The organism is Staphylococcus caeli, from assembly GCF_051413795.1.
Taxonomy (GTDB): Bacteria; Bacillota; Bacilli; order Staphylococcales; family Staphylococcaceae; genus Staphylococcus; species Staphylococcus caeli_A.
Genome location: NZ_JBOIRQ010000002.1, coordinates 18,454 through 43,771, shown reverse-complemented (window position 1 = coordinate 43,771; position 25,318 = coordinate 18,454). Strand labels below are relative to the sequence as shown.

26 protein-coding genes and 1 pseudogene are annotated in these 25,318 nt (G+C 32.9%); 7 read left to right on the top strand and 20 right to left on the bottom strand.

What is annotated here, in order from left to right:
• Positions 1–8: 8 nt before the first annotated feature.
• From ACSULM_RS01795 to ACSULM_RS01780, 4 genes are all read right to left on the bottom strand, one after another.
• Complete coding sequence (locus ACSULM_RS01795) at positions 9–620, bottom strand: DedA family protein (protein WP_436860069.1); 612 nt, start codon at positions 618–620, stop codon at positions 9–11.
• A gap of 192 nt (positions 621–812) precedes the next feature.
• Positions 813–1,112 (bottom strand): hypothetical protein, encoded by a 300-nt coding sequence (locus tag ACSULM_RS01790; RefSeq protein ID WP_436860068.1) that lies wholly within the window; start codon positions 1,110–1,112, stop codon positions 813–815.
• A gap of 28 nt (positions 1,113–1,140) precedes the next feature.
• On the bottom strand, positions 1,141–2,049 hold the full coding sequence (locus ACSULM_RS01785) for an aldo/keto reductase (protein WP_436860067.1): 909 nt from the start codon (positions 2,047–2,049) through the stop codon (positions 1,141–1,143).
• 25 nt (positions 2,050–2,074) lie between these two features.
• A complete protein-coding gene (locus tag ACSULM_RS01780; RefSeq protein WP_436860066.1) occupies positions 2,075–3,001 on the bottom strand; it encodes a CobW family GTP-binding protein in 927 nt (308 codons plus the stop codon).
• A gap of 226 nt (positions 3,002–3,227) precedes the next feature.
• Here ACSULM_RS01780 and ACSULM_RS01775 point away from each other — a divergent pair, with 226 nt between their 5' ends.
• Positions 3,228–3,671, top strand: coding sequence for a MarR family winged helix-turn-helix transcriptional regulator (locus tag ACSULM_RS01775; protein WP_436860065.1), 444 nt, complete (start codon positions 3,228–3,230; stop codon positions 3,669–3,671).
• A 217-nt stretch (positions 3,672–3,888) separates the two neighbouring features.
• On the opposite strand, the gene cydC is transcribed toward ACSULM_RS01775, so the two are convergent.
• Both cydC and ACSULM_RS01765 read right to left on the bottom strand, forming a co-directional pair.
• The gene (gene cydC, locus ACSULM_RS01770) at positions 3,889–5,565 is read right to left on the bottom strand and encodes a thiol reductant ABC exporter subunit CydC (protein ID WP_436860063.1); all 1,677 of its coding nucleotides are present in this window, start codon (positions 5,563–5,565) and stop codon (positions 3,889–3,891) included.
• Positions 5,562–7,193 carry an ABC transporter ATP-binding protein/permease gene (locus ACSULM_RS01765; protein ID WP_436860061.1) on the bottom strand — a complete coding sequence of 544 codons (1,632 nt, stop codon included), beginning with the start codon at positions 7,191–7,193 and terminating at the stop codon, positions 5,562–5,564. The genes cydC and ACSULM_RS01765 overlap by 4 nt, the downstream gene beginning before the upstream one ends.
• A 260-nt stretch (positions 7,194–7,453) precedes the next feature.
• On the opposite strand from ACSULM_RS01765, the gene ACSULM_RS01760 reads away from it, so the two are divergent.
• From ACSULM_RS01760 to ACSULM_RS01745, 4 genes are all read left to right on the top strand, one after another.
• Entirely contained in the window at positions 7,454–8,329 is an 876-nt protein-coding gene (locus ACSULM_RS01760) for an undecaprenyl-diphosphate phosphatase (protein WP_436855033.1), read from the top strand.
• Positions 8,330–8,547: 218 nt separating this feature from the next.
• Positions 8,548–9,249: a hypothetical protein gene (locus tag ACSULM_RS01755; protein ID WP_436860059.1), complete on the top strand. Its 702-nt coding sequence runs from the start codon at positions 8,548–8,550 to the stop codon at positions 9,247–9,249.
• 4 nt (positions 9,250–9,253) lie between these two features.
• Entirely contained in the window at positions 9,254–9,703 is a 450-nt protein-coding gene (locus ACSULM_RS01750; RefSeq protein ID WP_436860058.1) for a YaiI/YqxD family protein, read from the top strand.
• 16 nt (positions 9,704–9,719) lie between these two features.
• Complete coding sequence (locus ACSULM_RS01745; RefSeq protein ID WP_436860056.1) at positions 9,720–10,286, top strand: TIGR00730 family Rossman fold protein; 567 nt, start codon at positions 9,720–9,722, stop codon at positions 10,284–10,286.
• A 96-nt stretch (positions 10,287–10,382) separates the two neighbouring features.
• Here ACSULM_RS01745 and ACSULM_RS01740 read toward each other — a convergent pair whose 3' ends face one another.
• The 5 genes and pseudogenes from ACSULM_RS01740 to ACSULM_RS01720 form a co-directional block, all read right to left on the bottom strand.
• Positions 10,383–11,000, bottom strand: coding sequence for a LysE/ArgO family amino acid transporter (locus tag ACSULM_RS01740; RefSeq protein ID WP_436860054.1), 618 nt, complete (start codon positions 10,998–11,000; stop codon positions 10,383–10,385).
• An 81-nt stretch (positions 11,001–11,081) separates the two neighbouring features.
• Positions 11,082–11,636, bottom strand: coding sequence for a GNAT family N-acetyltransferase (locus tag ACSULM_RS01735; RefSeq protein ID WP_436860052.1), 555 nt, complete (start codon positions 11,634–11,636; stop codon positions 11,082–11,084).
• A 102-nt stretch (positions 11,637–11,738) separates the two neighbouring features.
• Positions 11,739–12,035: a hypothetical protein gene (locus ACSULM_RS01730; protein ID WP_436855027.1), complete on the bottom strand. Its 297-nt coding sequence runs from the start codon at positions 12,033–12,035 to the stop codon at positions 11,739–11,741.
• Positions 12,036–12,315: 280 nt separating this feature from the next.
• Positions 12,316–12,516, bottom strand: a pseudogene (locus tag ACSULM_RS01725) (SA0632 family lipoprotein); the annotation flags it as partial.
• A gap of 40 nt (positions 12,517–12,556) precedes the next feature.
• The gene (locus tag ACSULM_RS01720; protein ID WP_436860050.1) at positions 12,557–13,027 is read right to left on the bottom strand and encodes a GNAT family N-acetyltransferase; all 471 of its coding nucleotides are present in this window, start codon (positions 13,025–13,027) and stop codon (positions 12,557–12,559) included.
• 98 nt (positions 13,028–13,125) lie between these two features.
• Here ACSULM_RS01720 and ACSULM_RS01715 point away from each other — a divergent pair, with 98 nt between their 5' ends.
• A complete protein-coding gene (locus tag ACSULM_RS01715; protein ID WP_436860047.1) occupies positions 13,126–13,809 on the top strand; it encodes a DUF1129 family protein in 684 nt (227 codons plus the stop codon).
• A 109-nt stretch (positions 13,810–13,918) separates the two neighbouring features.
• Here the strand turns inward: ACSULM_RS01715 and ACSULM_RS01710 are convergent, their stop codons facing one another.
• The 5 genes from ACSULM_RS01710 to ACSULM_RS01690 form a co-directional block, all read right to left on the bottom strand.
• Positions 13,919–15,079, bottom strand: a complete 1,161-nt coding sequence (locus ACSULM_RS01710) for an MFS transporter (RefSeq protein ID WP_436860045.1) — start codon at positions 15,077–15,079, stop codon at positions 13,919–13,921.
• Between the two features lie 241 nt (positions 15,080–15,320).
• Positions 15,321–15,809, bottom strand: coding sequence for a DUF456 domain-containing protein (locus ACSULM_RS01705; RefSeq protein WP_436860043.1), 489 nt, complete (start codon positions 15,807–15,809; stop codon positions 15,321–15,323).
• Positions 15,810–15,815: 6 nt separating this feature from the next.
• Positions 15,816–17,024: a sugar efflux transporter gene (locus ACSULM_RS01700; RefSeq protein WP_436855022.1), complete on the bottom strand. Its 1,209-nt coding sequence runs from the start codon at positions 17,022–17,024 to the stop codon at positions 15,816–15,818.
• Positions 17,025–17,132: 108 nt separating this feature from the next.
• Positions 17,133–17,990 (bottom strand): LysR family transcriptional regulator, encoded by an 858-nt coding sequence (locus tag ACSULM_RS01695; protein ID WP_069994331.1) that lies wholly within the window; start codon positions 17,988–17,990, stop codon positions 17,133–17,135.
• A gap of 315 nt (positions 17,991–18,305) precedes the next feature.
• Positions 18,306–19,052 (bottom strand): DUF402 domain-containing protein, encoded by a 747-nt coding sequence (locus tag ACSULM_RS01690; RefSeq protein ID WP_436860040.1) that lies wholly within the window; start codon positions 19,050–19,052, stop codon positions 18,306–18,308.
• A 213-nt stretch (positions 19,053–19,265) separates the two neighbouring features.
• On the opposite strand from ACSULM_RS01690, the gene ACSULM_RS01685 reads away from it, so the two are divergent.
• On the top strand, positions 19,266–20,378 hold the full coding sequence (locus ACSULM_RS01685; protein WP_436860039.1) for a 5-methyltetrahydropteroyltriglutamate--homocysteine S-methyltransferase: 1,113 nt from the start codon (positions 19,266–19,268) through the stop codon (positions 20,376–20,378).
• Between the two features lie 71 nt (positions 20,379–20,449).
• Here the strand turns inward: ACSULM_RS01685 and ACSULM_RS01680 are convergent, their stop codons facing one another.
• The 4 genes from ACSULM_RS01680 to ACSULM_RS01665 all read right to left on the bottom strand — a co-directional run bounded on the left by ACSULM_RS01680 (position 20,450) and on the right by ACSULM_RS01665 (position 25,065).
• On the bottom strand, positions 20,450–20,956 hold the full coding sequence (locus ACSULM_RS01680) for a cupin domain-containing protein (protein ID WP_436860037.1): 507 nt from the start codon (positions 20,954–20,956) through the stop codon (positions 20,450–20,452).
• 1 nt (position 20,957) lies between these two features.
• Positions 20,958–21,674, bottom strand: coding sequence for a YebC/PmpR family DNA-binding transcriptional regulator (locus ACSULM_RS01675; protein WP_436860034.1), 717 nt, complete (start codon positions 21,672–21,674; stop codon positions 20,958–20,960).
• A 710-nt stretch (positions 21,675–22,384) separates the two neighbouring features.
• On the bottom strand, positions 22,385–22,741 hold the full coding sequence (locus ACSULM_RS01670) for a transcriptional regulator, SarA/Rot family (RefSeq protein ID WP_436855014.1): 357 nt from the start codon (positions 22,739–22,741) through the stop codon (positions 22,385–22,387).
• Between the two features lie 170 nt (positions 22,742–22,911).
• Complete coding sequence (locus ACSULM_RS01665; protein WP_436860032.1) at positions 22,912–25,065, bottom strand: helix-turn-helix domain-containing protein; 2,154 nt, start codon at positions 25,063–25,065, stop codon at positions 22,912–22,914.
• Positions 25,066–25,318 lie beyond the last annotated feature (253 nt).

Here is a 25,318-nt window from a genome sequence, read left to right as displayed (position 1 = left end):
CATCATATTCACTTATGTTTTCTTTGTCGTTTAATCCATTTCCAAACAATAAAAATAACAAGTATGATTAGTACAATGTAAATGATTCGAGAATAGATATCCATGTAATAGACAATTGCATGCCAATTACCCCCAACTGCTTGTCCTAAATAGATAAGCACCATATTCCATATCAACGTACCTATCGTAGTAAACAATATAAATAGTGGCATATTCATTCGAGTCAAACCAGCTGGAATAGATATCAAACTTCTTAATAACGGGACAAATCGACAGAAAAAAATCGTCCAATATCCGTATTGCTCAAACCAATGAATTGTTTTATCTAAATCTTTAGTTTTAATACGCAAAATTTTCCCATAACGATTTACCAAACGATAAAGATTGGCCTCACCAATCCAAGCACCAATGCCGTATAAAGCAATCGCACCGACAACAGATCCAATTGTCGACGTAATTGTTACGCCTATATATGTTAGTTCTGTTTTAGTAGTCATAAAGCCACCAAAAGTTAAAATAATTTCAGAAGGTATAGGAGGAAATATATTTTCCAAAAATATTAAAAAGGCAATCCCCCAGTAACCAAATTGTTCCATAAAGTGTGTAATCCACTGTTCCATGCGTTTCCCCCTTAAAAATTTTCTAGCTCTATTTATAAATAAAGAGCGAAACAGAAATCAAACTATATACTTGATTTCATTATTTCGCTCCAAACATCTAATGCTATAATTGAATCTCTGTGCAATATCCCTATTATATATTTTCAATCCACTTACGCAACAATATGTTGCGATTCTCCTAATGTCTTTGATTTAGAACAAGTGGTTCGACAACGCATATAAATATAATGATAAAGCAAATAGTGCCATAGATAATATAGTTAGTAACAACGCTAAAATAGCTGTTCGTTTAAAATGCTTTATAAATGCAACAAATAAAATTCCGCCATTGTATAGGAAAAATAAACCAAACAATGTCATCATGATATTAATGTCTGGATATGCAATATTCAAAATAGCAATGACTAATGCAAAGCCTAAAAATGGAAAATTAATAAAGCTTCTTTGAAATTTCAGTTCATTTCTACGATGTTGTTCATTCTGTGTGTTCATGCTTAATGCTCCTTTTTTAATCATTCATCTAAGGTATGTCATGTCCTAATGCTACAGTATATATATCAAACCACTCTTGATCTGTAAGTATTATTCCCAAACCATTGACCGCTTCATCTACACGAGACAAGTTGTGCGTACCTAATACTGGCATAATTGATGCTGGGTGCTTATTTAACCATGCTGTAACGATACTATTTGCACTAACTTGATATTTTTGTGCAAGCGGAGCAATGATTGACATGATGTTCGCTGCTTTCTCATCTGTTGTATCAAATAACTTCCCACCAGCCATCGGACTCCATGCCATAATTTTCACATCATCTTTATACATATGATTAATTATACCATTTTCTAGCGCATCTAGCGTATAAGGTGATACTTCTAATTGATTCACAGTAATATGCAGTTTGTCACAGACAAGACATTGGCTCAGTAGATCATATTGTGATTTATTGAAGTTAGAAACTCCAAATGATTTGACCTTACCTTCAGTAACTAAGGTTTTTAAAGCATCTGTGATTTCATTAGGGTCCATTAACGGTGATGGTCTATGAATTAATAGTGAATCTAAATGATCAACTTGTAATTCTTGCAATGAACGGTCAACAGATTGTCGAATATGAGTGCTACTGTGATCATAACGATGACCTTTTTCACCTTCAAGCGGACTACCTGGTAAGACAATGCCACATTTAGTAACTATTTCAAGTTGTTCACGTAATTCGGGTGATAATTTTAAAGCTTTTCCAAAAATGCCTTCACACGTATACTTGCCATAAATATCTGCATGGTCCATCGTGGTAATACCACGTGAGACTAACTCATTTAAATAACGATTAAGTTGTTGCGGGGTCCATTGCCAATCTTGTGCTCTCCAAAATCCTTGAATTATTTTCGAAAATGAAACATGTTGATTTATCTTTACTCTATCCATTAAAGCACCTTCTTTATTTTAATAATTACGTGAACTGTAACATGTCTAATTGATTACGTAGTCGATTCTCATCTATTTGTTCACCAATCAATACAATTGTTGTGGGTAACGCTTCACTAATAATTTGATAATCTGGTAAACCATATGCATATTGAAACTCATATAATGCGTTTGGTTCATCTCGAAATTTAACATATCCCTTTAATCTTAGAACATTATCTGGTAACCGTAAAATAAATTGATAGAATAATTGACGATCAATAGGCGCAGTAAAATGATATTGCATACTATTAATACCATGATGATGTGAATGTTGTAGTTGTTGATGCGCTTCATAATCATTTTTTCTATATAGTGTTTCCATATCTACATTCGCATAAGTCGTAAAGAATTGTGGCGCTGCACTATTTATTTCGTTCAGTTCAGCTAAACCTAGTTTTTTCTCTGCTGATATTTTGTCGATTTTGTTAACGATTAATGCATGGCTGACTTCTAATTGTTCTTCCATCAATTGTATTGTACTATTAGTATATTGGGTTCTGTTTAAAAATCTTGGTGCGTCTACAAGTCCTATAACTAATGGGGACTTTACATAGTCGACGATTTCAGGATCTTGACATGCCGCAATAATTTCTATCGGATGTGCAATACCTGTCGCCTCAATTATAATATGGCGCATTGCACTTTTGTGAAGAAAATGTTTTAATTGTTTTATTAAATCTAGTTGCAAGTCACAGCATACGCAACCATTTAATATCGATGCAACTTCAACATCGTCGCTTAATGCATAGCTATCTACATTTAAATTGCCGTATTCATTTACGATGATACTTGGGGTCTCATGTTGCTCTAGTAAATATTTTACATAATTGCTAAGGAACGTTGTTTTCCCACTGCCTAAAAAGCCTGTTACAATCGTAATGGCTATTTGAGGGTTTTTAATATTTTTCATAAAATCACTCATTTCTTAATTTCAAATGTTTGTGTAAAATTTAATTTATACATATAATTAAACTTTCACTTGATAAAATATTAGATATCTTCTAAACTTTATATGCACTTTATTTTAGCATGGCACAGTGCAAAAGTATGATTGAAGAAGTATCAAACACAACATTAGACGGATTCCGGTCCGAAGCAGAGAGAACAAAACGGATAGAATGTCTGGAGGAGAACTTATGTCTGAACCACTTAATTTAAAGGAACAACTTTGCTTCAGTTTGTATAACGCTCAAAGACAAGTAAATCGCTACTACTCAAATAATGTCTTTAAGAAATACAAACTGACATACCCGCAATTCTTGGTACTAACCATCTTGTGGGCCGATTCACCTGTCAATGTCAAGAAAGTCGTTACCGAATTGGCACTTGATACAGGTACTGTATCTCCATTGCTTAAAAGAATGGAACAAGTTGATTTAATCAAACGTGAACGTTCTGAAGTAGATCAACGTGAAGTATTTATTCATTTAACTGACAAGAGCGAAGCGATTCGTCCTGAATTAGATACTGCTTGTCAAGATGTTGCAGTTGCTTCATCATTAAGCTCGGAAGAATCTCAAGAATTAAATCGATTACTTGCAAAAGTAATCAATGCCTTTACTGAAGAAAAAGAGAAATAATTTCTCTAATGAACGTATAGGTTTAAGTTATCTCAAATTATTCCTTAAATATACTTTATTTAATAAGCGAGCTCAAACACTTATGTGTTTGAGCTCGCTTGTTTTAGGTTATCAACATATCCTGTACTTTTGTTAACAGCCTTTTTACACTATTCCACAGATTAATTCAGTTCGTTATCCACTGCAAGTATATATTAAGTATATTGTTAAATATTTACTACGTATTCAACATTATAATCTTCCTTAAATAACTATCTGCCTGATTTAATAAATCCTGATAACTTCCTACTTCAACAATCGTGCCTGACTGCATCACTACAATTTTATCAAATTGCGAAAGCAGTCTTATATCATGCGTTGCAATGACTAATGTTTCAGCTTGTTGTTGAATACGTTCCATAACCAAATCAGTGTGGTAAATATCGAGCGCAGTTGTGGGCTCATCTAAGATCCAAATCGGCGCCTGTTTAAGGAATAATCTTGCCAATGCTAACCTCTGTTTTTCTCCACCTGATAATGTATCAGCCGAAAGTGTAATCTCTCTGTCTAAATCAAGATACGTTAAACCTAAACTATCTAATACCACCCTCATGTCTTGTGCTGTTTTTTCAGAAAATAAGTTATCGCGCACAGTACCATCAAATAATTGTTGTGACTGCAATAGTGCATTCATATGTTTATATTTAGCTTCATCTACAATTTCTGTCACATCTTGTTGATTTAATAATACTTGACCACAATCACTTTGATATAAACCGAGCATCAAATGCAATAGTGAACTCTTGCCGGATCCCGAAGGTCCAACAATAGCTACATGTTCCCCTTTTTCAATAGTTAAAGATATATGATTCAATACATTATTTGACTGATTCCAATATTTAAAATCAACATTTTTCACAGCAATGACTGGTATATCTCTCGCAACATCATTATTCATTGCTTTTTGTCCTTGAACCATTGGATGTGCAATGACTTCATTAATATTTTCAAAAGCTTCATCCGTGTCTCCTTTATAATACGCGACATTACTCATTGGTATAGCTTGTTCAAAAAGTGTCAACATCAAAAGCACAATACTAGTCAAATAGACAACATCTAACTGTTGGTGTTGGACCTGCACTACACCAGCATAAAGTGTGACAAACAAAGCCAACATAGAAACGATATTCAAGCTGTATTCATAAAGCGATAAAAATCGCTGTTCCTTTGCTTGTGCCTGCTCAAATGCATTAAGTTCTGACAGTACCTTTTCCTTATACAATTCAGTTTGATTAAATCGTCTTAATTCCTCGTGACCTTCCTTATAATCATAATATCGATTTAAAAATTGACCTTGAGCTACATTAACCTTTCTTTTTAACTGGCGGGCTTTTTTAGCACTTAACCACGGAATCACCCATAAAGTTACGATCATACTAAAACCAATAATAATTGCATGAATATAAGAAAAGAAAAACATTGTTCCCATTGCAATGATAGCAGTTATACCAATGATAATCGGTGGATAATACACACGTAGATAGACATTTTGCAATGCTTCCACTCGACCAATCATGCGCGCTATCAAATCACTAGAATTAAACTTGCGATACACATCCGGTACAACTGGCACCAATTTTTTGAAAAACTGAACTCTTACATCTCTTAGCATTGTAAATGTTGCTCTATGTGACAACAACCTTTCGATATATCGTGCAATCGCTCTAATAAACCCAAATAATTTTACACTGACAATTAATACCATTAATGCAAATAAAGGTGCTCCTAAAGCGCTTTGCGTAATCATATAGCCGCTTAAAAAAAACATACTTAATGCGACTAAACTTCCTAATACGCCAACCGCAATGGCTAGTATGATATCTCTATCAAACTTAATTTGAACACGTGGCTTCATCTTAATTCACCACCTTTATCATGATTTTCAGTCAATACATGTGCATCATCTTTCAATTGACCATTTTCAATATAGATACGTTTATCTGCACGATGAATAGTGTGTGCTCTATGCGCAATTGTGATAGTTGTGGTATTTGAAAATCGTTTTTCAATAACCCGTTGTATCGTTTGCTCTGTTTCCACATCTAATCCTGTCGCAGGTTCATCAAAAATCAAGACGTTTGGCTGTAATAACAGAACTCTTGAAAGTTCTATTCGTCTCATTTGACCGCCTGAAAGCATTTCGCCACCTTCACCAATCCATGTATCTAACCCTTGTGGCAACTCGGCAAGCTTTTCTGCCAAACCAACATCAGCTAATACACGTAAAATACTTGCGTCATCAATGTTCTTAAACATAGTTATATTGTCACGAATCGATGCATTAAAGATATATGGCGACTGACTTAAAAACCCTATGGTTAAGTCTTGAGCTTGATAAGTTACTGAACCTGAATGCGGCACATAATTCTGTGCGATGATTTGTGCCAGCGTGGATTTACCTGCACCACTTTGACCAACCAATGCAATTTTTTCACCTTGTTGGATTTCTAATGACACATCTTTCACTGTATCTACCATTGCATCATCATATCTAAAATACACATGCTTCAGCTCAATTAACGCTGTTTGCTGTGTATCAAACTGTCTTACCGGTTGTAGATCTCGACCCTCTTGATCTAACAATGCAAAAACAACGTCGCTCGCCCCTTCACTTTGCTTACCAGTATGGAAGGATTGCCCTAAATCTTTAATTGCATTGTAAAATTCTGGTGCTAATATAATTGCAATGGCTGCCGTTTTAAAATCAATATTATGAAATAATATCAATCCCAAACCTGCTTCTAACGCAACAAGCCCAATACCTAACATTGTGATAAATTCCAACATTAAACCTGACAAAAATGCACTTCGCAGTATTTTCATCGTCAAATCCCTAAATGTTGTACTTTCACGATATAAAGCTTCTTCTGTAGATGTTGTTTTGTTAAATAACTTTAAAGTAATCAAACCTTTAATTTTATTTAAAAATTGTTGGCTAAACTGATTTAAATACGTCATCTTATCTTTTGATTCATCGCGCGTCTTTAAGCCAAAAATAATATAAAACACAGGTATAAATGGTGCTGTAACTATCATAATAAGTGCCGTATTGAGATGTATAAAGCACATCGCAATGATAATCATGACCGGAATCATCATAGATTTAAATACTTGAGGAAAATAGCTGTTAAAAAACGGCACAATACCATCAACACTTTCCGTTAAGGTGCTAATCTGTGCACCTATGGGCTCCTTAGTATCTTGATATATAAATTGGCGTCTTAAATCTTGCTTAACACGTGCCGACATCCTATTGCCTATAAGTTGATTTAATGTATTTAACGTTGCCCGTCCAATTAGTATGGCGAGTGTAAATAACAGTAATAACACTAAATCTTGGGTAGGATTTTTTAACATCGTGTTTAAAATTTCAGCAATTGATATATTTTGAATCACTACGGTAACGGCTAAAAATGTACTGACGATGAACATCAGTATTGGATACAATTTATATGTTAAAGCTAAATTTGTTAATCTTTTCACAAAATATCACCTGCCACATATTATAAACACATTATATTAAAATTAAATGAATTCGCTCATTATAAATCGGTTATTTTTATGTTAATTTCATATTTTAGACATAAATGAGTTCTTTATTCTACTTTGCTTTCTATCTTATTCTAAGATATCAGTCTTTAGTCTAGTCTTACATTTATATGTAGCATATTATATTTTCATTGTGCTATCATTATAAAATGAAAATGTATGAAATCTATTAAGTTCTATGAAAGAGGTAAATTATGTTAATACTTGAATTAATTAAGGGTATAATTCTTGGTATTGTGGAAGGCTTAACGGAGTTCGCTCCTGTTTCTTCTACAGGTCATATGATTTTAGTTGATGATATGTGGTTGAAATCCACTGAATTTCTAGGTTCACAATCTGCGTTTACTTTTAAAATTGTGATTCAACTTGGTTCCGTGTTCGCAGGTGCATGGGTATTCCGTGAACGCTATTTCGAAATGTTACATATCGGAAAATACAAAGCAGAACCGATTGACGGTCTGCGTCAAAAGCCAAAACGTCTAAATTTATTACACATTATCGTCGGTATGATTCCAGCTGGTGTTTTAGGATTATTATTTGATGATGTTATTCAGAAATATCTTTTCAGTGTACCTACTGTGATGATTGGTCTATTCATTGGTGCAATTTATATGATTATTGCAGACATTTATAGCAAAAAAGTTACAAATCCAAAAACGGTCGATCAAATCAATTATTTCCAAGCGTTTGTTATTGGTTTATCACAAGCCGTAGCAATGTGGCCTGGCTTTAGTAGATCTGGTTCTACTATCTCTACAGGTGTACTTATGAAAATGAATCACAAATCAGCGTCTGATTTCACATTCATTATGGCAGTACCAGTTATGCTTGCTGCAAGTGGTCTATCACTCATTAAAAATATGGAATATATCCACTTCAGTGATATTGGTTTTTATGTATTAGGTTTCTTAGCTGCATTTATTGTTGGTTTAATCGCCATCAAGACTTTCCTATTCCTAATTAGTAAAATCAAATTAATTCCTTTCGCGATTTATAGAATTGTCTTAGTTATTATTATTGCAATTCTTTACTTTGGATTCGGAATTGGTCAAGGCATCACTGGAGAATAATGTGAACCTTTAGGTTTTATAAACAATATAGCCGCTAAATTTTCAATACAATGAAGATTTAGTGGCTCATTTTTTATCAAGTTAAATTATTTAACTCTCTTTGAAAATAAGATTATAATAATACATAATAAATCCCATGCATACGCTATATTTACCGTTTAATTTCATGTATGATAGGGTATTGTGAAGATAGTATATATTAAATGGAGGCAACGAGTATGAACAAAAAGCAATTAATCAAAACAATTATCACAGTAGCACCTGTGTTTTTAGTACCATTAATCGTTGAACGTAAACGAATCAAAGACCACCCAGATGTGAAAAAAGCAAGTGATGCAACCGTACACGCTTCTAAAACAGTAGCAAATAAATCCGTAGAATTAAAAGATACTGTCGTTGAAAAATCATCTCATGCTAAAGAATATGTTGTAGACAAAAAACATGATATTGATCAAAAACGTGAACTAAAACGTATCGCAAAAGAAAACGACCCTGCTTATATAGAGAAAAAAGGCGAAAAATTAGAAAAAGAAAATCGCAAAGAAGCAGACAAAATGAATAAAATTTTGCAAAAAAATATCGACAAACGCCATAAAGAAGAAGACAAAGCACGTCAAGAAAATGAAAAACAACGTATCAAAGACATGAAAAAATCTAATAAACACATGGAAAAAGTTGGCTTAACACCAGGTAAATTAGATGACGAGACAGAGAAAAAAGGCGAAAAACTAGAAAAAGAAAACCGCAAAGAAGTTAATAAATTCAATAAACTGCTACAAAAAAATATCGACAAACGTCATAAAGAAGAAGACAAAGCACGTGAAAAAAACAAAAAAGCACGTTTAGCTGAATTCAAAAAATATAAAGACTATGTAGCCAAAAGTGTTGTAAAACAAAACAACGAAAATAAAGGCCAATAGTATAATGACTCAAGTCATTATAGATGGAGATGCTTGTCCTGTAACCAATTCAGTAATTGAATTGACTGATGGGACAGGCATTTTTGTTACGATTGTCCGTAGTTTTAGTCACTTTTCAACTGTCATTCAACCTGAACACGTCAATGTCATTTATGTCGATGATGGCCCAGACGCAGTTGATTACCGTATCGTTAAACTCGCCAAACCTGAGGACATCGTCATCACTCAGGATTACGGATTAGCCAGTTTATTATTAACTAAAGTTAAACTTGTTATGCATCATACTGGATTTATCTTCAACCAGCAAAATATTAGTAACTTACTTGAACAACGACATGCCAGTGCTCAGTTTAGAAAAAGCGGTGGCCGTACCAAAGGCCCTTCCGCTTTTACTGATGAAGATGTAGCAAAGTTCGAAACGAAATTCACAACAATTTTACAGACTATATGCTAATTAAGGAGGATACACAATGAAAAAAATTGCAGTATATTGTGGTGCCAGTAAAGGTAACGATCCATCATATATCAAAGAAGCGTATCAATTAGGTAAATATATGGCTGAACAAGGCTATGAATTAATCTTTGGTGCAGGTTCCATTGGTATTATGGGCGCGATTCAAGACGGTGTTCTTGACCATGGTGGTACAGCTATCGGTGTGATGCCTAAGATGTTAGATGAAAAAGAAATTACGAGCACAAAACTAAGCGAATTAATTTTGGTCGATTCTATGCATGAACGTAAACATAAAATGGCAGAATTAGCAGATGGATTCGTAATGGCACCTGGTGGCGCTGGCTCACTGGAAGAATTCTTCGAAATGTATAGTTGGGCACAAATTGGTATTCATCAAAAACCGATTGCTGTCTTCAACATTAACGGCTTTTTCGACCCACTACAGACATTACTCAACCATATGATTGATGAAGGTTTTATTGATGCTAAATATAAAAAACTTGCGCCTCTATGTGATTCAAAAGAAACATTATTCGATACATTAAAACAATATCAACCTTTAGGCGTTCGAACTTACGATTAATATTTATTAGTCATTAAAAAGCACCTATAGTGAAAATTCTGTAGATAGAATTTCCACTATAGGTGTTTTATTTTTATAACAAATCAAATATGAAATTTAGTAAATGATTTCAAATAATTGTTTAATAATCAACGCTGCTACAAGCAAAATGATAATAGCTGAACACTTATTTAAAATCGTAATGTATTTACCAGTTGCATCAATATTACCTACTATTTTTCCAGCTATTGCTAAAAAGAAAAACCAAATCCAAGAAATTCCAGCCGTAGCAACTGTGAAAGCAACCTTATCTCCACCATCATATATAGCACCGTTTGTCCCTATAACACCAAAGATGTCCATAATTGCATGAGGGTTAAGTAAAGATACTGACATCGCAAAACTCATTTGTTTTTTCGCTGACATTGGGCGATATGTTTGTATGCCATCAGGCCGTGTACGCCATAATGAAATCGCCATATATAGTAAAAACAGTAATCCGATACAATAAATTGCTATTTGTAATGCTGGTAATGATAGTAAAATAGCTGAAACACCTAACACTGCCAATACAATTAATAACGTATCACATAAGCCGGCAGTAATAATGACTGGTAATGATTTAGAGATGCTTTTGTGATTTGCGCCTTGATTAAAAACAAATACATTCTGTGCACCTAAAGGTAAAATCAATCCCAATGCTAATAATATGCCATGTGCAATTGCTTGTAACATCATTTGATCTCCACTTCTTTGATATCATTGTACTATTGATCAATACAATACACATAACATCACATAATTTTATTTCCTGATTTAATCTTTTAACCTAGATAAATCTTTATAGTATCTCACATGTCTTTTAAGCGGATGATATTTACTCAAATCTGGATATTCAAAATAATCATACAAAGTCATCCCGATTTTTTCCATAACTTTTCGTGAAGGTTCATTATTTTCTGATGTAAATGCGTAAACATCTTTCAGTCCCTGTGCCTTCGCATATTTCAACACTGCTTCGGCACCTTCAGTCGCAAAACCATTTCCCCATACATCAGGTATCAAGCGCCATCCAATTTCATAAAATGGTAATTCATCAAATTTATATTTGCTTTCTTTAGGTACAAAATTTAAGCCTATAAATCCAAGCCATCCATTCGTTTCTTTCAATTCAACTGCAAAAAGCCCTATATTGTGCTCTTGAATAACCTCATTCATTTGATGCATATCAAGTTCAGTACGTCTATAACTTAATAAACTTGGGAAATAACGTCTTACTTGTCTATTCGCATTCATTTGTTGAAATGGTAATAAATCATCTTCTCGCCAGTCACGTAACCTTAACCGTTCCGTTTCAATATAAACTGTCATTTATTACACCTCTACATTGAAATATAAATTGATATAGAAAAGTAACGCGTTATGAACCCAGTCATATCGCGCTACCTTCAAATTATTTCAAAAAATTTTTGTTTATGCTCTTGATACATAACTAATTAATTCAACATTTACTGCTACTTCTTTCAAACGATTACGTTCACTTTTCGGTGCTGTAAAAGTCGCATCTATAAAGTCATTTCTATGATTTAATTTGTATGTAGCTACAAATGTATCCGTATCTGATTCAAAATTAGGCAAATGTGCGATAACACGCTTAATTTCACCTGTTGAATCTTTAATTTGTCTGCCAGTAATATTCTCAATTTCTCTACCTAATTCTGGCAAAGTAATTGAACGTCCCTCTAATAAATTAAAATCTTGTTCATGCATAACTAAAACCTCTCTTCTGTATGAAGGAAAATTATTACATACCTTCATCTTATATAGTTAAAAATTGTGAAGATACGCTTAATACAATAATCTGCCTTATTTTTATCTTAACCGTTATATTTTATATCTATTTATACAAATCCCTATTATCTTATAACGTTACCCATTATAACAATGACTAAAACCATAATACAATGATTTCCTAGGAAATAAATTGATGTTACTTTTAATGTTTAGTCACATTCACTTCAAATTCAAGTTGTAAAAGCTACGTTTTTGCATTAACATCCTTTTCTAAGCTATCTGATTTATCTTTCAGTTTGTCATGTTCTTTTTGTAATTTCTCTTTTTGTTTTTTCAAATCTTTATTCTGTTTTTCAAGTTTATCTATATCTTTCTCTAAAGTTGCTTTCTCATCATCTTTACTACATGCTGATAAAGCAATGATACAAGCTAATATGAGTGCCAGACACTTTTTCATGTAAGAACTCCCTTTTCACAATAATATAGTTATTTTATCATCATTTATTATTATCTTCATTATTTATTATAAGTTTTTTAGTCATGACAACGCTATTTATTTGATAACCCATGCTTAGATTCAATGCTTGCATCGCTTTATTATCAGCTGCCACTGTACCTTCAATGGACTGCGCTCCTTTTTCAATAGCCCAAGATTCAATAGCCATTTTCAAACTTTCTCCTATATGTTGTTGGCGAAATCTTTCATCGACGAACAGTATTTCAATCAAAACTTTGCGCTCATTTTGAATATAACGGGCCCATATAAATGCAATTATTTCATTTTGTTCATTAGTTTCAATGAGTATTCTATCATCATTGTATTTCAAGCCATGTTCAATCATTTCAACACGTAAAGCTATAGATAGAGAAGTACAAGAATATTGATTATATTGTCGTGCTAATTCTGTTTCATGAATCGTTGCAATTTGATGAATAAAGACTTTCTGTGGTAATCGTAATTGTTCCATATATTCTCCTTTCAAAAGCCTGTTGCTTTATATTATTATATTCGTCATAATAATCTTTATCTTATATTTATATTCTAAAAAAAGGTAGCGAAATTCAAATGAAATCTACAGATAGATTAATGCGTGAAAACAATGTAAAGTCATTACGACTTAACAACACTGATAGAGAGACTTTCGAAAATTATATGACGTATGTACGCGCAGATTTAAGCGTGAATCCTCACGACTCTGAAAAGATGCTAAATCGCATTTTAAATAAATTATTACAAGCTGAAAAAGACGGTACACTTGCAATGGATTTCTTTGATCACGATCCAAAAGCACATGCAAAAAAAGAAATTAAAAAGTTACCAAACGAAACAATCATTAATATATTCAAATATATTTTCCAACATATCTTGTTATTCTTTGGTATTTTTTGTTTCTTGAAAGGTTTCGTTGGTTTTTTCATTGGTGCTAAACGATTATATCTATATACATTCCCAATCATGCTAATTATTGGTATCTGCATTATTTTCATGTTTATATGGATGATTTTTAAGACAGTACAAATGCAATGTTTTACGAAATCTCATTGGACTTGGATGTTGACCTATATCGGTATTTTCGTTCTACTGTTTATATTATTCTATGTATTCTTCGTGCCACAATCTAGTTTGGCGTTTGGTCCCTATATTAAGATTAGCAATTGGACGTTTATTATTATTTCATTCATCGTTATACCACTTTCATTATATATAGACCATCATTATATTAATAAAGATAGCAATACTTCGTTATAATCCACGATTACTGATTATATAATAAAAAGCGTTAAGCACTCGTCATCATTATATTATTGATGAATGCTTAACGCTTTTTAATTTTCACATAAATACAACAGCATGTAGTTTATGTTGCCATACCTTCTTTCTTTTCAATAGCGATACTTATAAATAAGAAAATTAATCCAATGACCGTCAATAATGGCGCAACTAAACTTAATGATGCGACAGGTAAATGTGTAACCACCACACCACCTATAAATGCACCTAATGCATTCCCTAAGTTAAAGGCAGATTGATTAAGTGTACTAGCTAGTGTAGGTGCATCTTGCGAAATCAATGTGCTCTTGAATTGCAATGACGGACTCATACTAAATCCAATTAAACCAAAGAAGAAAATACCTACGACCATTAAGTAACCGTTCATTTGGATGAAGTATAGTAAGACAAAGTATAAAATAAAGGCAATAAAAATCATTTTTAACGCTTTATTTAAATTCCAATCTGCAAGTTTTCCACCTACAACATTTCCTAATGTCACACCTATTCCAAATATAATAAGTAGGTAAGAAATCAGATGCTCTTGCACATGTGACACGTCAATCAATACTGTAGAAATATAAGTAAAATATGCAAATACACTACTAAAACCAAAGAGTGTTACGGCTAATGTGAGCCACAAACGTTTTTCTTTTAAAATTTTCAACTCATTTAACACGGAAGATTTCTCTGTTTCTTTTTGCATCGGCACAAATACAATAATACCAATCAAAGCGATTGCACCTAATATAGCAATAATAATAAAGGTCATCGGCCACCCGAAGTTTTGACCAATGAGTGTACCAAAAGGCACGCCCAAAATATTGCTCATACTCAGTCCCATAAACATTAGCGCCATTGCACTTGCACGTTTTTCAGGTTTAACCATACTTGCAGCTAGTATAGATCCGATACCAAAGAAAGAACCATGCGCTAAAGATGTAATAATACGACTTGTCATCATCACGCCATAACTTGGGCTAAAAGATGCTACAACATTCCCTAATATAAAGATTCCCATTAACGCCAGTAATAAATATTTTCTGTTCCATTTGATTGTTAACATCACTATGATAGGTCCACCAATAGCCACACCTAACGCATATCCTGTAATTAATTGACCCGCTTGACTCACTGTCACATCAAAATCACGCGCAATATTAGGTAGTAAGCCCATAATTACGAATTCAGTCATGCCAATGGCGAAAGCTCCAATGGCTAACATCCAAATTGCTATTGGATATTTCATTTTGACGCCCCCTATCTTCACTTTTTTAAATACGTTGGTGATTATACTAAAACAAGACAAATGAAAACAAGGTTATTGCTTATGTGACATTGAATTTTTGACTTACTAAATTTACTTTGTGCTGTATTTCCTCTTTTTAGTCTGTGATTATTATAAAAAAAGAGCTAATCCTGCTCTTAAAAATGAATGACATCAGTACGCCTTTCATTTTCAAAATTAAGATTAACTCTCACTAAACAATTTAATTGATTAATAATGCATCGATAAAGAACCAAATAACCATGATAATCATGATAATTGCTTGTGCAATTGAACTCGCTAAGAATGCCATTACGGAACCCATACTTGCCTTCAATGCTTTTGTTAAATTAGGCTCTTGAATCATCTCTACAATCAATACTGCTACAAACGGCACAATAATAATACCGAATGGCGGGAACACAAAACAACCTACAATCACACCGGCTAATGCGGCATATTCGCTTAATTTAGACCCGCCAAATTTATTAACAAAGTATTTGTTCATAATAAAATCTGCAACTAGTATAAAGACTGTAAATATAACCATCGATACATAAAATACCCATGATAGTTGTCCATTATGAAAGCCGAATTGATAAATTAAAAAACCAACCCATAAGACTAACACAGACGGTATAATTGGCTTAATCAAGCCGATAAATGCTACGACAAACGCCGCTATAATACATAACCATAAAATAAATGACATTATAATCTACTCCATTTGTTCTTCTGTAAATTTTTGATCTTTTGTAAAGAAAATGAGTACCATACCTATAAATATAGATCCTGCAGAAACAAAAAATACATTTCCTAAACCGACCCATTGACTCATAATACCACCCAATAGGTTACCACATAATTGCCCAATAACCATAGCGTTAGCAAATAGTGTAGACGCATAGCCAGGAAAATCTGGCAAAATATCTTGGAAATAGCTAATTCCTAGTCCTAATAGGATCGCTAAAAAGATTGCTAAGAATAGCTGGCCAACAAACATCATGACCAAACTTTCAAATACGCCAATACTAAAGTAGAATAATCCACCAAACAACCCACCTAACATTAATAGTGTACGTGTAGTCATTTTCGCAGATAAAATACCGAGTAGCACCATAAATGGAACCTCTAAACCGGCACATAAACTTGCTAAACCACCTACATAACTTTCAGATTCATGCAGATAGTTGGTTACGAATAATGGCATATTTAACGTATACATCCATTGTCCGATATGTAATAAGATAAATGCTAAAAACGGTACAAATAATACTTTATCTTTCAACATATTAGGCGCCGTTGTTTCAACATGATTTGTATCTATAACACTGTGCTTTGTTTTAATATCTTTAAAAAAGAATACTTGTAAGATGAGTGTGAATAGAATAATTGAAATGGTACCACCAAATAGTCCGGAATAGCCGTTCGCTTTTAATAATAAAGCACCGATTAAAGGACCAAATAAGAAGCCGAATGAGAACATAGAACGCAACACAGCATTCGCGAATTTAGCTTTACTTCTAGAGGTAGAAGCATTAATTGACTCTCTTGCGGAGGCATACATTTGTGGCATGGCTGGCGCAAAGCACCCTTGAAATATTGCGTACATCACTATGAATATCCATATTTCATGAATATAAAAATAAATAGAAAAACTTACTGCACCCATAAACAAGGCAGCTATAATAATGACTTTTCTATTAATTTGATGTGTATCTGAGAAACGTGCAACAATCGTGTTCATTATAAATTGGCTGATTGCTGCTAAGGCTAATAACAATCCATATTGCGAGGATGTCATTCCTAAATCATTTGTTGCAAACAACACTAAGTACGGTACTGTAATGGCAATACCCATACCTAATAACATCATATTCACAACGAAAAGTTTATAGTTTTTAATATGTAATAAGGCACTAAACATATAGATGACCTCTATTCTTTAAATAATCTTACATTAACGCACATGCATTTTATTTGTTATTAAATTTTGGAAAGTACAACATGTCACGCGTACAAAATACTGCTTTATTTAAGATTCCACATACTCCATCATTAAATTAATAAATGACTCTACTTGTGGTAATTGCATCATACTTGAATCATAGCTTAAAAACGTTGAACGAATCAGGGGTTTTTCATCAATATTGACACGCTTAAATTCAAATTGTTCTTTATCTAAATTTTTCATCATAATCTCAGGAAGTATTGTGACGCCGACACCATTTAGCAACATTTCTTTACACGTCGCAACCTGGTCCACTGTAATCATTGCATGATAATCTTGTCCAATTTGACTACCGTACCATTCTTTAATTTGATTGATATAAATCGGATCCGCTTGAAATTCAATAAATGGCATTTTATCTACTTCATCATTTCGATTTTTGGGGTGAATAAAAAAATGCTCATCGTTAAATAGATGTGTGTTACTTAAGTTCATCATTTTATTACCACGAATAATCATAACGTGATAATCTCTATGGTTTGCTTTAATTTGTTCACTTGATCCTACTTGAACCTGAATTTCTACATTTGGAAATTGGCGCGTGTATAAATTCAATACTTCTGGTAACAACGTTTGACCGATTAATGATGAACAGCCAATTGAAATGGTACCGTTGACTTCACCAATATGTGCCTGCATTTTATCTAAGAACAAACGCTCTCTATTAAGCATTTCTCTCGCATGTTCAATAATCATGGCACCTTCAGTCGTCGTGATTAATTGTTTTTTTGTGCGGATAAACACATCCACACCAAAGGCATTTTCAATCGCTTTCAAACGTTGTGTCACAGCTGGTTGAGAAATATATAATATCTCTGCTGCTTTTCTCAGTGTTTTGGTCTCATCTAATGTAGTTAACAAGCGATAATCGTCAATCTTCATAATTATCCCCCTATTTTAAAAAGCGTATCACATCTCTTGCATATAAATTGTTATTCGTAGTTTGCCCTATTGCCCGTAAAAGTGCTCTAGAAATAACATCAGCAAATAGATTTGGTTTACGCCTCGACTTCTTACTTTTTCAAAATCTATCAGTATAACCATATACCAATTTAAAATTGATCACATAAAGCGCGCATGATACAACAATAATTTTAACAGTTACATCATGCGTAAACTCAATATAACACGACAGAATATGAGCGCCTATCCTTACTTTCACAAAGATTCACCTAGTCTATCTAAGTCTAGATTTGGTTAAACGTCATTGGATTTATGTGATGATTGTCTGCTCCATTGCTCAAATGTACCTTTTTTATGTTGCTTTTCAAGTTTTTCAGGTTTAGCAGACTTTTCGTGCTTCTCCTGCTTTGGCTGTTTTGATGAAAATTTTGATTTATGTGCTTTGTTTTTATTATCTTTTGCTTTGTGCGTTACATGTTTTTTTTGAAATGCATGTTTTGAAGTATTCGATTTCTGCTTAATTTTATAAAAACAATACATAATTCTATCTTGCATCGCTTGGAAATCATCATCAATTTTTATCATTAGTTGATGTGCAATCACATATGCTTCGTGGTATTGTTTTTGCGTGATTTGCCCTGATTCTAATGCGCGTTCTAAATCATCTTGATCCACTAACTCATACTCACCATTTGGTAGTACAAGTACATCCAAGCATAAATCGACAGTTCTAGCATTACCTTTTTGCGTAACATTCTTAATGTTGATATCAAAGTAATATTCCAATGGATTACCTTTATCATCTAGCATCACTGTAATACTGTATCGCTTCTTCTCTGGTAAGATTTGCAACCATTGATAATTATCATCAGCGACAATGATATTTTGACCAACAACAGATACTTCTAATGGTTCTCTTACTTTTTTCATAGTTACTAAGCCAATAATCCCTTTAAATTTATTATTATTAACCTTCACTTCTGTATATTCTCTATCAATAATACGACGCCAGTGACGCTTATCAATATATTTTACCTTCATTGTCACCAACTCCTTGTCATTATTATATAAAACTGTCCGCGCTATGTCATCTCATGAATTATATTGAATGCATTATATTTGTTTTACACAAAGTTTGATTATTGTTATTGTACTATATTTCATACCTTAAAAGCGAAATTGACAATTTTAATGAACTCTGTTAAATTTTATCTATATTTTTCAGAAAATTCTATAAACAAGGGAGTTTACATAATGACAGTTAACCAAAGACCATTTAGAGCAGACCATGTCGGTAGTTTATTACGACCTGAACGCTTAAAACAAGCACGACAAGATTATCAAAATCAAATCATCGATGCACAAGCATTGAAAGAAATTGAAGATGAAGCAATCGTTCACATCATAGAAAAACAATTAGAAATTGGATTACATAGCATAACTGACGGTGAATTTAGAAGAAGTTGGTGGCACTTTGATTTTCTAGAAAATTTAAATGGCGTAGATGGCTATACTTCTGAACGCGGTTTAGAGTTTGAAGGTATTGAAACACGCAATCATAACGTCAAAGTTGTAGATAAAGTAACATTCAATCCAAATCATCCTCACTTTGAACATTTTAAATTCTTACACGAAAAAGTAGATGGACGAGCGACTTCAAAAGTCTCTATTCCAAGTCCTAACCAACTATTCCATCCTAATATTCTAAATGAAACCATTTATCCAGATATTCAAGTATTTGCACATGACGATGCACAAGCTTATCGAGAAAGCTTGCTAAAATTCTATGAATTAGGCGCACGCTATATCCAACTTGACGATGTTTATTGGGCAAATTTAACTTCTGGCACCCAAAAAACACGCGGTCGCGATCGTACTGAAGCCGAAAAAGAAGCCGCGCGTGAACTAGCCTATCAGGTTGTGAATGAAGCAGTGCAAGATTTACCAGATGACTTGCTCATTACAACACATATTTGCCGAGGTAATTATCAATCAACTTGGGCAATTTCTGGTGGTTACGAACCAGTAGCACCTTACTTATTCAAAGAACAACTAGGAGGTTTTTTCTTAGAATATGATGATGAACGTTCCGGTGATTTTGAACCTTTACGTTTCTTCCCTCAAAACCAATCTGCTGCCGTATTAGGTTTATTCACTTCCAAAAATGGTGATTTAGAAGACAAGTCAACTATACTTAAACGTATTGAAGAAGCACAAAAGTATATACCTTTAGAACAAATTTGTTTGAGTCCGCAATGTGGATTTGCCTCAACTGAAGAAGGCAATAAATTGACTGAAGAGGCACAATGGAAAAAGTTAGCATATGTTGTAGAAATAGCTAATGAAGTTTTTGGCACTGCTAAATAGTAACATCTATAAAAAAGAGCGAATTAGGTACTGACATCAAGTGATGCTTTACCTAATTCGCTTTTATTAGTTTATTTATTCGCATTTTCAATGGCTTCATCGGTCAATGCATAGCGTTTATGGATTTCTGTTAAATGTGGGTAGTGTTCATTTAACCAAGACTGACTCATCAATTCAAAATGGTCAAATTCAAATCCTGGTTGGCACATGCAACCAACGAGTGCATAGTCATTTTCACCCTCTACTGAGGAAGCAAAAATCGTACCTTTCGGAACAACGTACTGCAATACATCGCCCGCTTCTATATTTTGACCAATGGATACCTTTGTATAACGTCCTTTTGGATCAATCATATGCACCGTAAGTGAGTCACCTGCATGATAATACCAAATTTCATCTGCATCAATACGATGAAAATGTGAAATATTGTCATAAGTTAATAAGAAATAAATGCTTGAATAAGCCGCACGATGCTGCTGACCTTGTGTTCTACCTTTGATTACTTCTTTATAATAGCCACCTTCTGGATGTGGTTGTAATTGTAGTTGGGTAATCCAATTTTCTATATGTTGTTTCATTCTATTTCACATCCACATTATGGAAGACATTCTGGACATCATCTAAATCTTCCAATGCCTCAATTAAGTGCTCAAAAGTTTCTTGGTCTACTGATGATAATTCAATATCTGTTTGTGGTAACATTTCAAATTCGGCAACTTTAAACTCTTCTACACCTAGTTCACGTAATGCATCTTGAACTTGTGCAAAGTGATCTGGTTCTGCATAGACAAGTGTCAGTCCATTTTCTTCAAAAACGTCACGAACATCAATTTCTTTTTCCATCAATGCTTCTAACGTGTCATCTGCTGATTTCCCTTCGATACCAAACACTGCAGTGTGTTCAAACATATATGCCACTGAGCCAGAAACACCCATATTACCACCATTTTTACCAAATGCCGCACGTACGTTGGATGCCGTACGATTTACATTATCTGTCAACGCATCCACAATAATCATCGCACCATTAGGTCCAAAGCCTTCATATCTAAGCTCATCATAATTTTCTTCGCCAGAGCCTTTTGCCTTTTCAATCGCTTTTTCAATAATATGATTCGGTACTGAATATGTCTTTGCACGCTCTAACGTTAAACGTAACGTTTGATTGGATTCAGGATCTGGTTCTCCTGATTTGGCTGCTACATATATTTCTTTGCCAAATTTTGCATAAATTCTACTTGTATTCTTATCTTTTTGGACTTTTTTTTCCTTAATATTATTCCACTTACGTCCCATAGTTCCATCTCACTTTCTCAATAAATACATAGTCATAACATGATATATTATACAATATTTTCTATTTAGAACATAGATGTACGCACGTATATCTCCATTCACGCGGTTATATTCACAAATAACAGACGACTTTTTTGAGAACTAGCTAATTGTTTTTGCACATACACTACTTATATCTAGCTTAAACGATCATGCTACTCACTATTTTTTAAAATTATGATTAATCCAAATGATTTCCATTTTTCAATAAAAAAACAAACCCTACGTATTTTAAAATGCTGTGTTTGTCTATAAGCAGAGGTAAGTAGGACAAAAATCAAATTTTCTATTCAAGGTTTCATAGTCTCACCTCGACAGAGATGACTAGGGTTGATAAGTTTACTTGAGTTTCAGTCATCTACTGCCTAATTAGATAAGAGCCTGAGACATCTAATTATGTCCCAAGCTCTTCTTCTCTACTTCTAGTAACAGTACATTACGAGTTAAAGTAGTTATTATTCAATTTTCACCAGTATTTATACACTATTTATGAAAATGCGCATTTTATTTGTATGCACTTCATCCCTTGTATTATTCATATACTGTCAGTATTCGTACAAATTATGTATAGAAGTGGATTATCTAGCTACAATCTTTACTTCATCTTATCTAATACTTTGTTGATTGCCGAACCTGCACGATATTTATAAACTCTTTATTGCATTGAACAATTATTTTACATATGCTTCAATATCATCTAATAATGTATTGTATTTTATAGTATTATCGTCGTTCATGAATAAATACACTTTACGCTCGTCTTCTGTTGAACGTATTTTACTAACTCTATCCTGATCAATTAAACGACGAATTGACGCAAGCACTTTTGTTCTACTTAAATCTAAATCCGTTGTTGCAATTTTTAAAAATGGTTGCATTAACATATTTTGTGAACTGCAGTTTTGTTGTATAAGCTCTAAAATAGCTACATCATTCATTGTTAACTTGTAGTTCTCTTCAACATAATGCATGACACTTTTATATTTTTTATAAATGTTTAAAAATTGCGCTTTTTTGTCTATATTCATTGTTGTTACACCTCCAAATGCTATTAAGCAATACACTACAATTATCCATAAAATGTATATGCTTGTCCTTATCATTTGTAATTATAGGTTTGTCAAAATTACGAACAGCAATAAATTAAATTTTACAACGCTTTATAAAGTATGCAATTCATAGCACTCGAACTACATATTCATTTATAAATATCTATAATATGCAAGGTATTATAATCTAGATTTAAAGTTAATGTTTCATCTTCAAAATCATGCTCAAACACACTAAATTTAGGTTTATTGTAATCGTCTATCTTTTTAATGAACGCTTCTGGCCAGTCATATCGATTTCTCAATGTAGTAGGAATCGCACCGTTAATATTGCCATAAGTACTATTGATTGTTTCGTAAAAGATCATATACGGGCGACGCAGTGTATAATCTTTAAAATTAATATGCAATTGAATATTTTGCGCTTCTTTATCTACTGCACTTTCACTTTCAATGACACGCCAGTCACCTACAAATATTGTGATTTTCTCTGATTGTTCAACAACGGTATAGAAATCATATTCTTTTAACAGATATTTCCCTTTCTCCATTAATCTTTCGTATATATTTCCAAGCAACGAACGAAATCCTTTACGATCATATAAATATAATGCATTCTTTCGCCCCTGTTGTTCTATTAAATCAATTCCAATACCTGAGAAGTTACGATATACTTTTTTAAACATATCCATCAATAACGGTGGACTTTCTATGATTTCCATCGTTTTATCATTGAGCAATATATTATTATGTACATTTAATAGGAAGTATTTGCGTTCTTCTAGTTTCATCATCGCCATTATTTTTTTGATATTACTGAACTTGAATACTTCTTTCGTTAATAAATCTTCATGATCTGCATCTAGATAAGGTGAGTTTAATTTGTGATTATCAATAAAATAATAATCAAATCCAATACGTTTTAATTGTGACTCCATCATTTTAAATGATTCAGGATGATTAAATAAATGTGTAACATCCACACCAAAACTAACATGCTTTCTATAGCGTTGAATTTTTATAATATTGCGATAAATTTCTTTGATAGACATAGTAGCTAAGTTAAAAATATAACTTACAGAGTGCATTTTACGTTCTGATAATTCAGGATGCTTTTCTAAAAAAGTTTTGTATCTTTTATATATTTCATCTATATAAATATTAAGCTCTGTACTATCACTAATTTGAAATGCCAAATTGACATTGGTATTTAATACAAAATCAATAAAACCACAATCCAAATCATCAACAAACGCGTTTCGTAAATCTTCTGCACGAATCATGCAATAAATGAGCACCTTTTGTTTTCCCTCAAACACATAGCTCATACTTTTATTGTTAAATAGAAAATGTAAGTCTTCTATTGTATGAATTTGTATCACAACTGTATCATTGGTTGCTTTAGTCATTTCTTTCATATTCAAACAAATATAGTTATTTTGGACATTTAACTGATCTAATTTTTTACTTAGTATCTTCTGTACGCCGTCGATGAACAACGCATCATAACTTTTGGTTGAATATTCAAACAATTTTTCATTTTTAGAAAGTCGTCGATATGCTTTTGGTGCGTAGCCAAAGTAATGTTTGAACTTCTTACTATAACTCGCTGAACTACTAAAGCCGTATCTTTCTGATATTTCACTAATTGTACACTGGCCACATAATAGACTCGCGACTGAAGTGGACAGTTTTAATGTATCTACATATGTCTTAAAGCTCATTCCTAATAAATTATAGAATTGGCTCGAGATGTTGGATTGCGAAATAAACACCTTACTCGAAATCGCCTTTAAAGTCATTCTTTTATGTAAATGATTATCCACGTAGTCAAGCATTTCCCCAGTAATACCATATTGAGAATAATCTGTTTGTTGTTTCAGATAATTAATATCAATTTTAGCCTCAGTCGCAATAATATCTACAATCTTATACATATACTCATCAAAATTTTCTTTAGTCAACGTTCGGTTCAAGTGATATTTTGCTATGTTTAATAGTGCTTCAAATAATATACTCGATGATTGAATTAATTTAGATGTATACTGATATTCAAAAAATGAATATCCACGCTCATAAAACCAATCACTCGATATATATAGTAATAAAGCAATTTCATTATGGTTGATACTGAAAATTTCTGCGTTATTTATAATCAATAAATCATTTTCAACTTCTTCATCCGTTAGAAAATGTTGTACTTTTGTTTTTCCTTTCAAAGGAAATAATAATACCAATCCATCCGTTACACGTTTAGTAGGATATTTGTCCTTAGAAATAATATTTAAGCACTGCGCTTTCATAAATTTAACCTCTTTCGAATATTGTCATACGCTATGCATCAAAAGTCGCTTCGCTATTAAATCTATATTCAACACGGTATACCCCTAATACCTCATTCAACATGTTTTTGCCTTTAAACAATTTTGAATATAATAATTAATTTTGTCAACATCTTTTTTTATTTATCAAACTTAATTTTAAAATATACCTATTGTATTATTTAATATTTAAATAGTTTGTCGAATTTTAAATGTCATCACATTAAAATACACT

Excerpts from the sequence above, each read along its gene's own strand:
- ACSULM_RS01795 (WP_436860069.1), bottom strand. The coding sequence starts at position 620 with ATGGAACAGTGGATTACACACTTTATGGAACAATTTGGTTACTGGGGG.
- ACSULM_RS01790 (WP_436860068.1), bottom strand. The coding sequence starts at position 1,112 with ATGAACACACAGAATGAACAACATCGTAGAAATGAACTGAAATTTCAA.
- ACSULM_RS01785 (WP_436860067.1), bottom strand. The coding sequence starts at position 2,049 with ATGGATAGAGTAAAGATAAATCAACATGTTTCATTTTCGAAAATAATT.
- ACSULM_RS01780 (WP_436860066.1), bottom strand. The coding sequence starts at position 3,001 with ATGAAAAATATTAAAAACCCTCAAATAGCCATTACGATTGTAACAGGC.
- ACSULM_RS01775 (WP_436860065.1), top strand. The coding sequence starts at position 3,228 with ATGTCTGAACCACTTAATTTAAAGGAACAACTTTGCTTCAGTTTGTAT.
- cydC (WP_436860063.1), bottom strand. The coding sequence starts at position 5,565 with ATGAAGCCACGTGTTCAAATTAAGTTTGATAGAGATATCATACTAGCC.
- ACSULM_RS01760 (WP_436855033.1), top strand. The coding sequence starts at position 7,454 with ATGTTAATACTTGAATTAATTAAGGGTATAATTCTTGGTATTGTGGAA.
- ACSULM_RS01755 (WP_436860059.1), top strand. The coding sequence starts at position 8,548 with ATGAACAAAAAGCAATTAATCAAAACAATTATCACAGTAGCACCTGTG.
- ACSULM_RS01750 (WP_436860058.1), top strand. The coding sequence starts at position 9,254 with ATGACTCAAGTCATTATAGATGGAGATGCTTGTCCTGTAACCAATTCA.
- ACSULM_RS01745 (WP_436860056.1), top strand. The coding sequence starts at position 9,720 with ATGAAAAAAATTGCAGTATATTGTGGTGCCAGTAAAGGTAACGATCCA.
- ACSULM_RS01740 (WP_436860054.1), bottom strand. The coding sequence starts at position 11,000 with ATGTTACAAGCAATTGCACATGGCATATTATTAGCATTGGGATTGATT.
- ACSULM_RS01735 (WP_436860052.1), bottom strand. The coding sequence starts at position 11,636 with ATGACAGTTTATATTGAAACGGAACGGTTAAGGTTACGTGACTGGCGA.
- ACSULM_RS01730 (WP_436855027.1), bottom strand. The coding sequence starts at position 12,035 with ATGCATGAACAAGATTTTAATTTATTAGAGGGACGTTCAATTACTTTG.
- ACSULM_RS01720 (WP_436860050.1), bottom strand. The coding sequence starts at position 13,027 with ATGGAACAATTACGATTACCACAGAAAGTCTTTATTCATCAAATTGCA.
- ACSULM_RS01715 (WP_436860047.1), top strand. The coding sequence starts at position 13,126 with ATGAAATCTACAGATAGATTAATGCGTGAAAACAATGTAAAGTCATTA.
- ACSULM_RS01710 (WP_436860045.1), bottom strand. The coding sequence starts at position 15,079 with ATGAAATATCCAATAGCAATTTGGATGTTAGCCATTGGAGCTTTCGCC.
- ACSULM_RS01705 (WP_436860043.1), bottom strand. The coding sequence starts at position 15,809 with ATGTCATTTATTTTATGGTTATGTATTATAGCGGCGTTTGTCGTAGCA.
- ACSULM_RS01700 (WP_436855022.1), bottom strand. The coding sequence starts at position 17,024 with ATGTTTAGTGCCTTATTACATATTAAAAACTATAAACTTTTCGTTGTG.
- ACSULM_RS01695 (WP_069994331.1), bottom strand. The coding sequence starts at position 17,990 with ATGAAGATTGACGATTATCGCTTGTTAACTACATTAGATGAGACCAAA.
- ACSULM_RS01690 (WP_436860040.1), bottom strand. The coding sequence starts at position 19,052 with ATGAAGGTAAAATATATTGATAAGCGTCACTGGCGTCGTATTATTGAT.
- ACSULM_RS01685 (WP_436860039.1), top strand. The coding sequence starts at position 19,266 with ATGACAGTTAACCAAAGACCATTTAGAGCAGACCATGTCGGTAGTTTA.
- ACSULM_RS01680 (WP_436860037.1), bottom strand. The coding sequence starts at position 20,956 with ATGAAACAACATATAGAAAATTGGATTACCCAACTACAATTACAACCA.
- ACSULM_RS01675 (WP_436860034.1), bottom strand. The coding sequence starts at position 21,674 with ATGGGACGTAAGTGGAATAATATTAAGGAAAAAAAAGTCCAAAAAGAT.
- ACSULM_RS01670 (WP_436855014.1), bottom strand. The coding sequence starts at position 22,741 with ATGAATATAGACAAAAAAGCGCAATTTTTAAACATTTATAAAAAATAT.
- ACSULM_RS01665 (WP_436860032.1), bottom strand. The coding sequence starts at position 25,065 with ATGAAAGCGCAGTGCTTAAATATTATTTCTAAGGACAAATATCCTACT.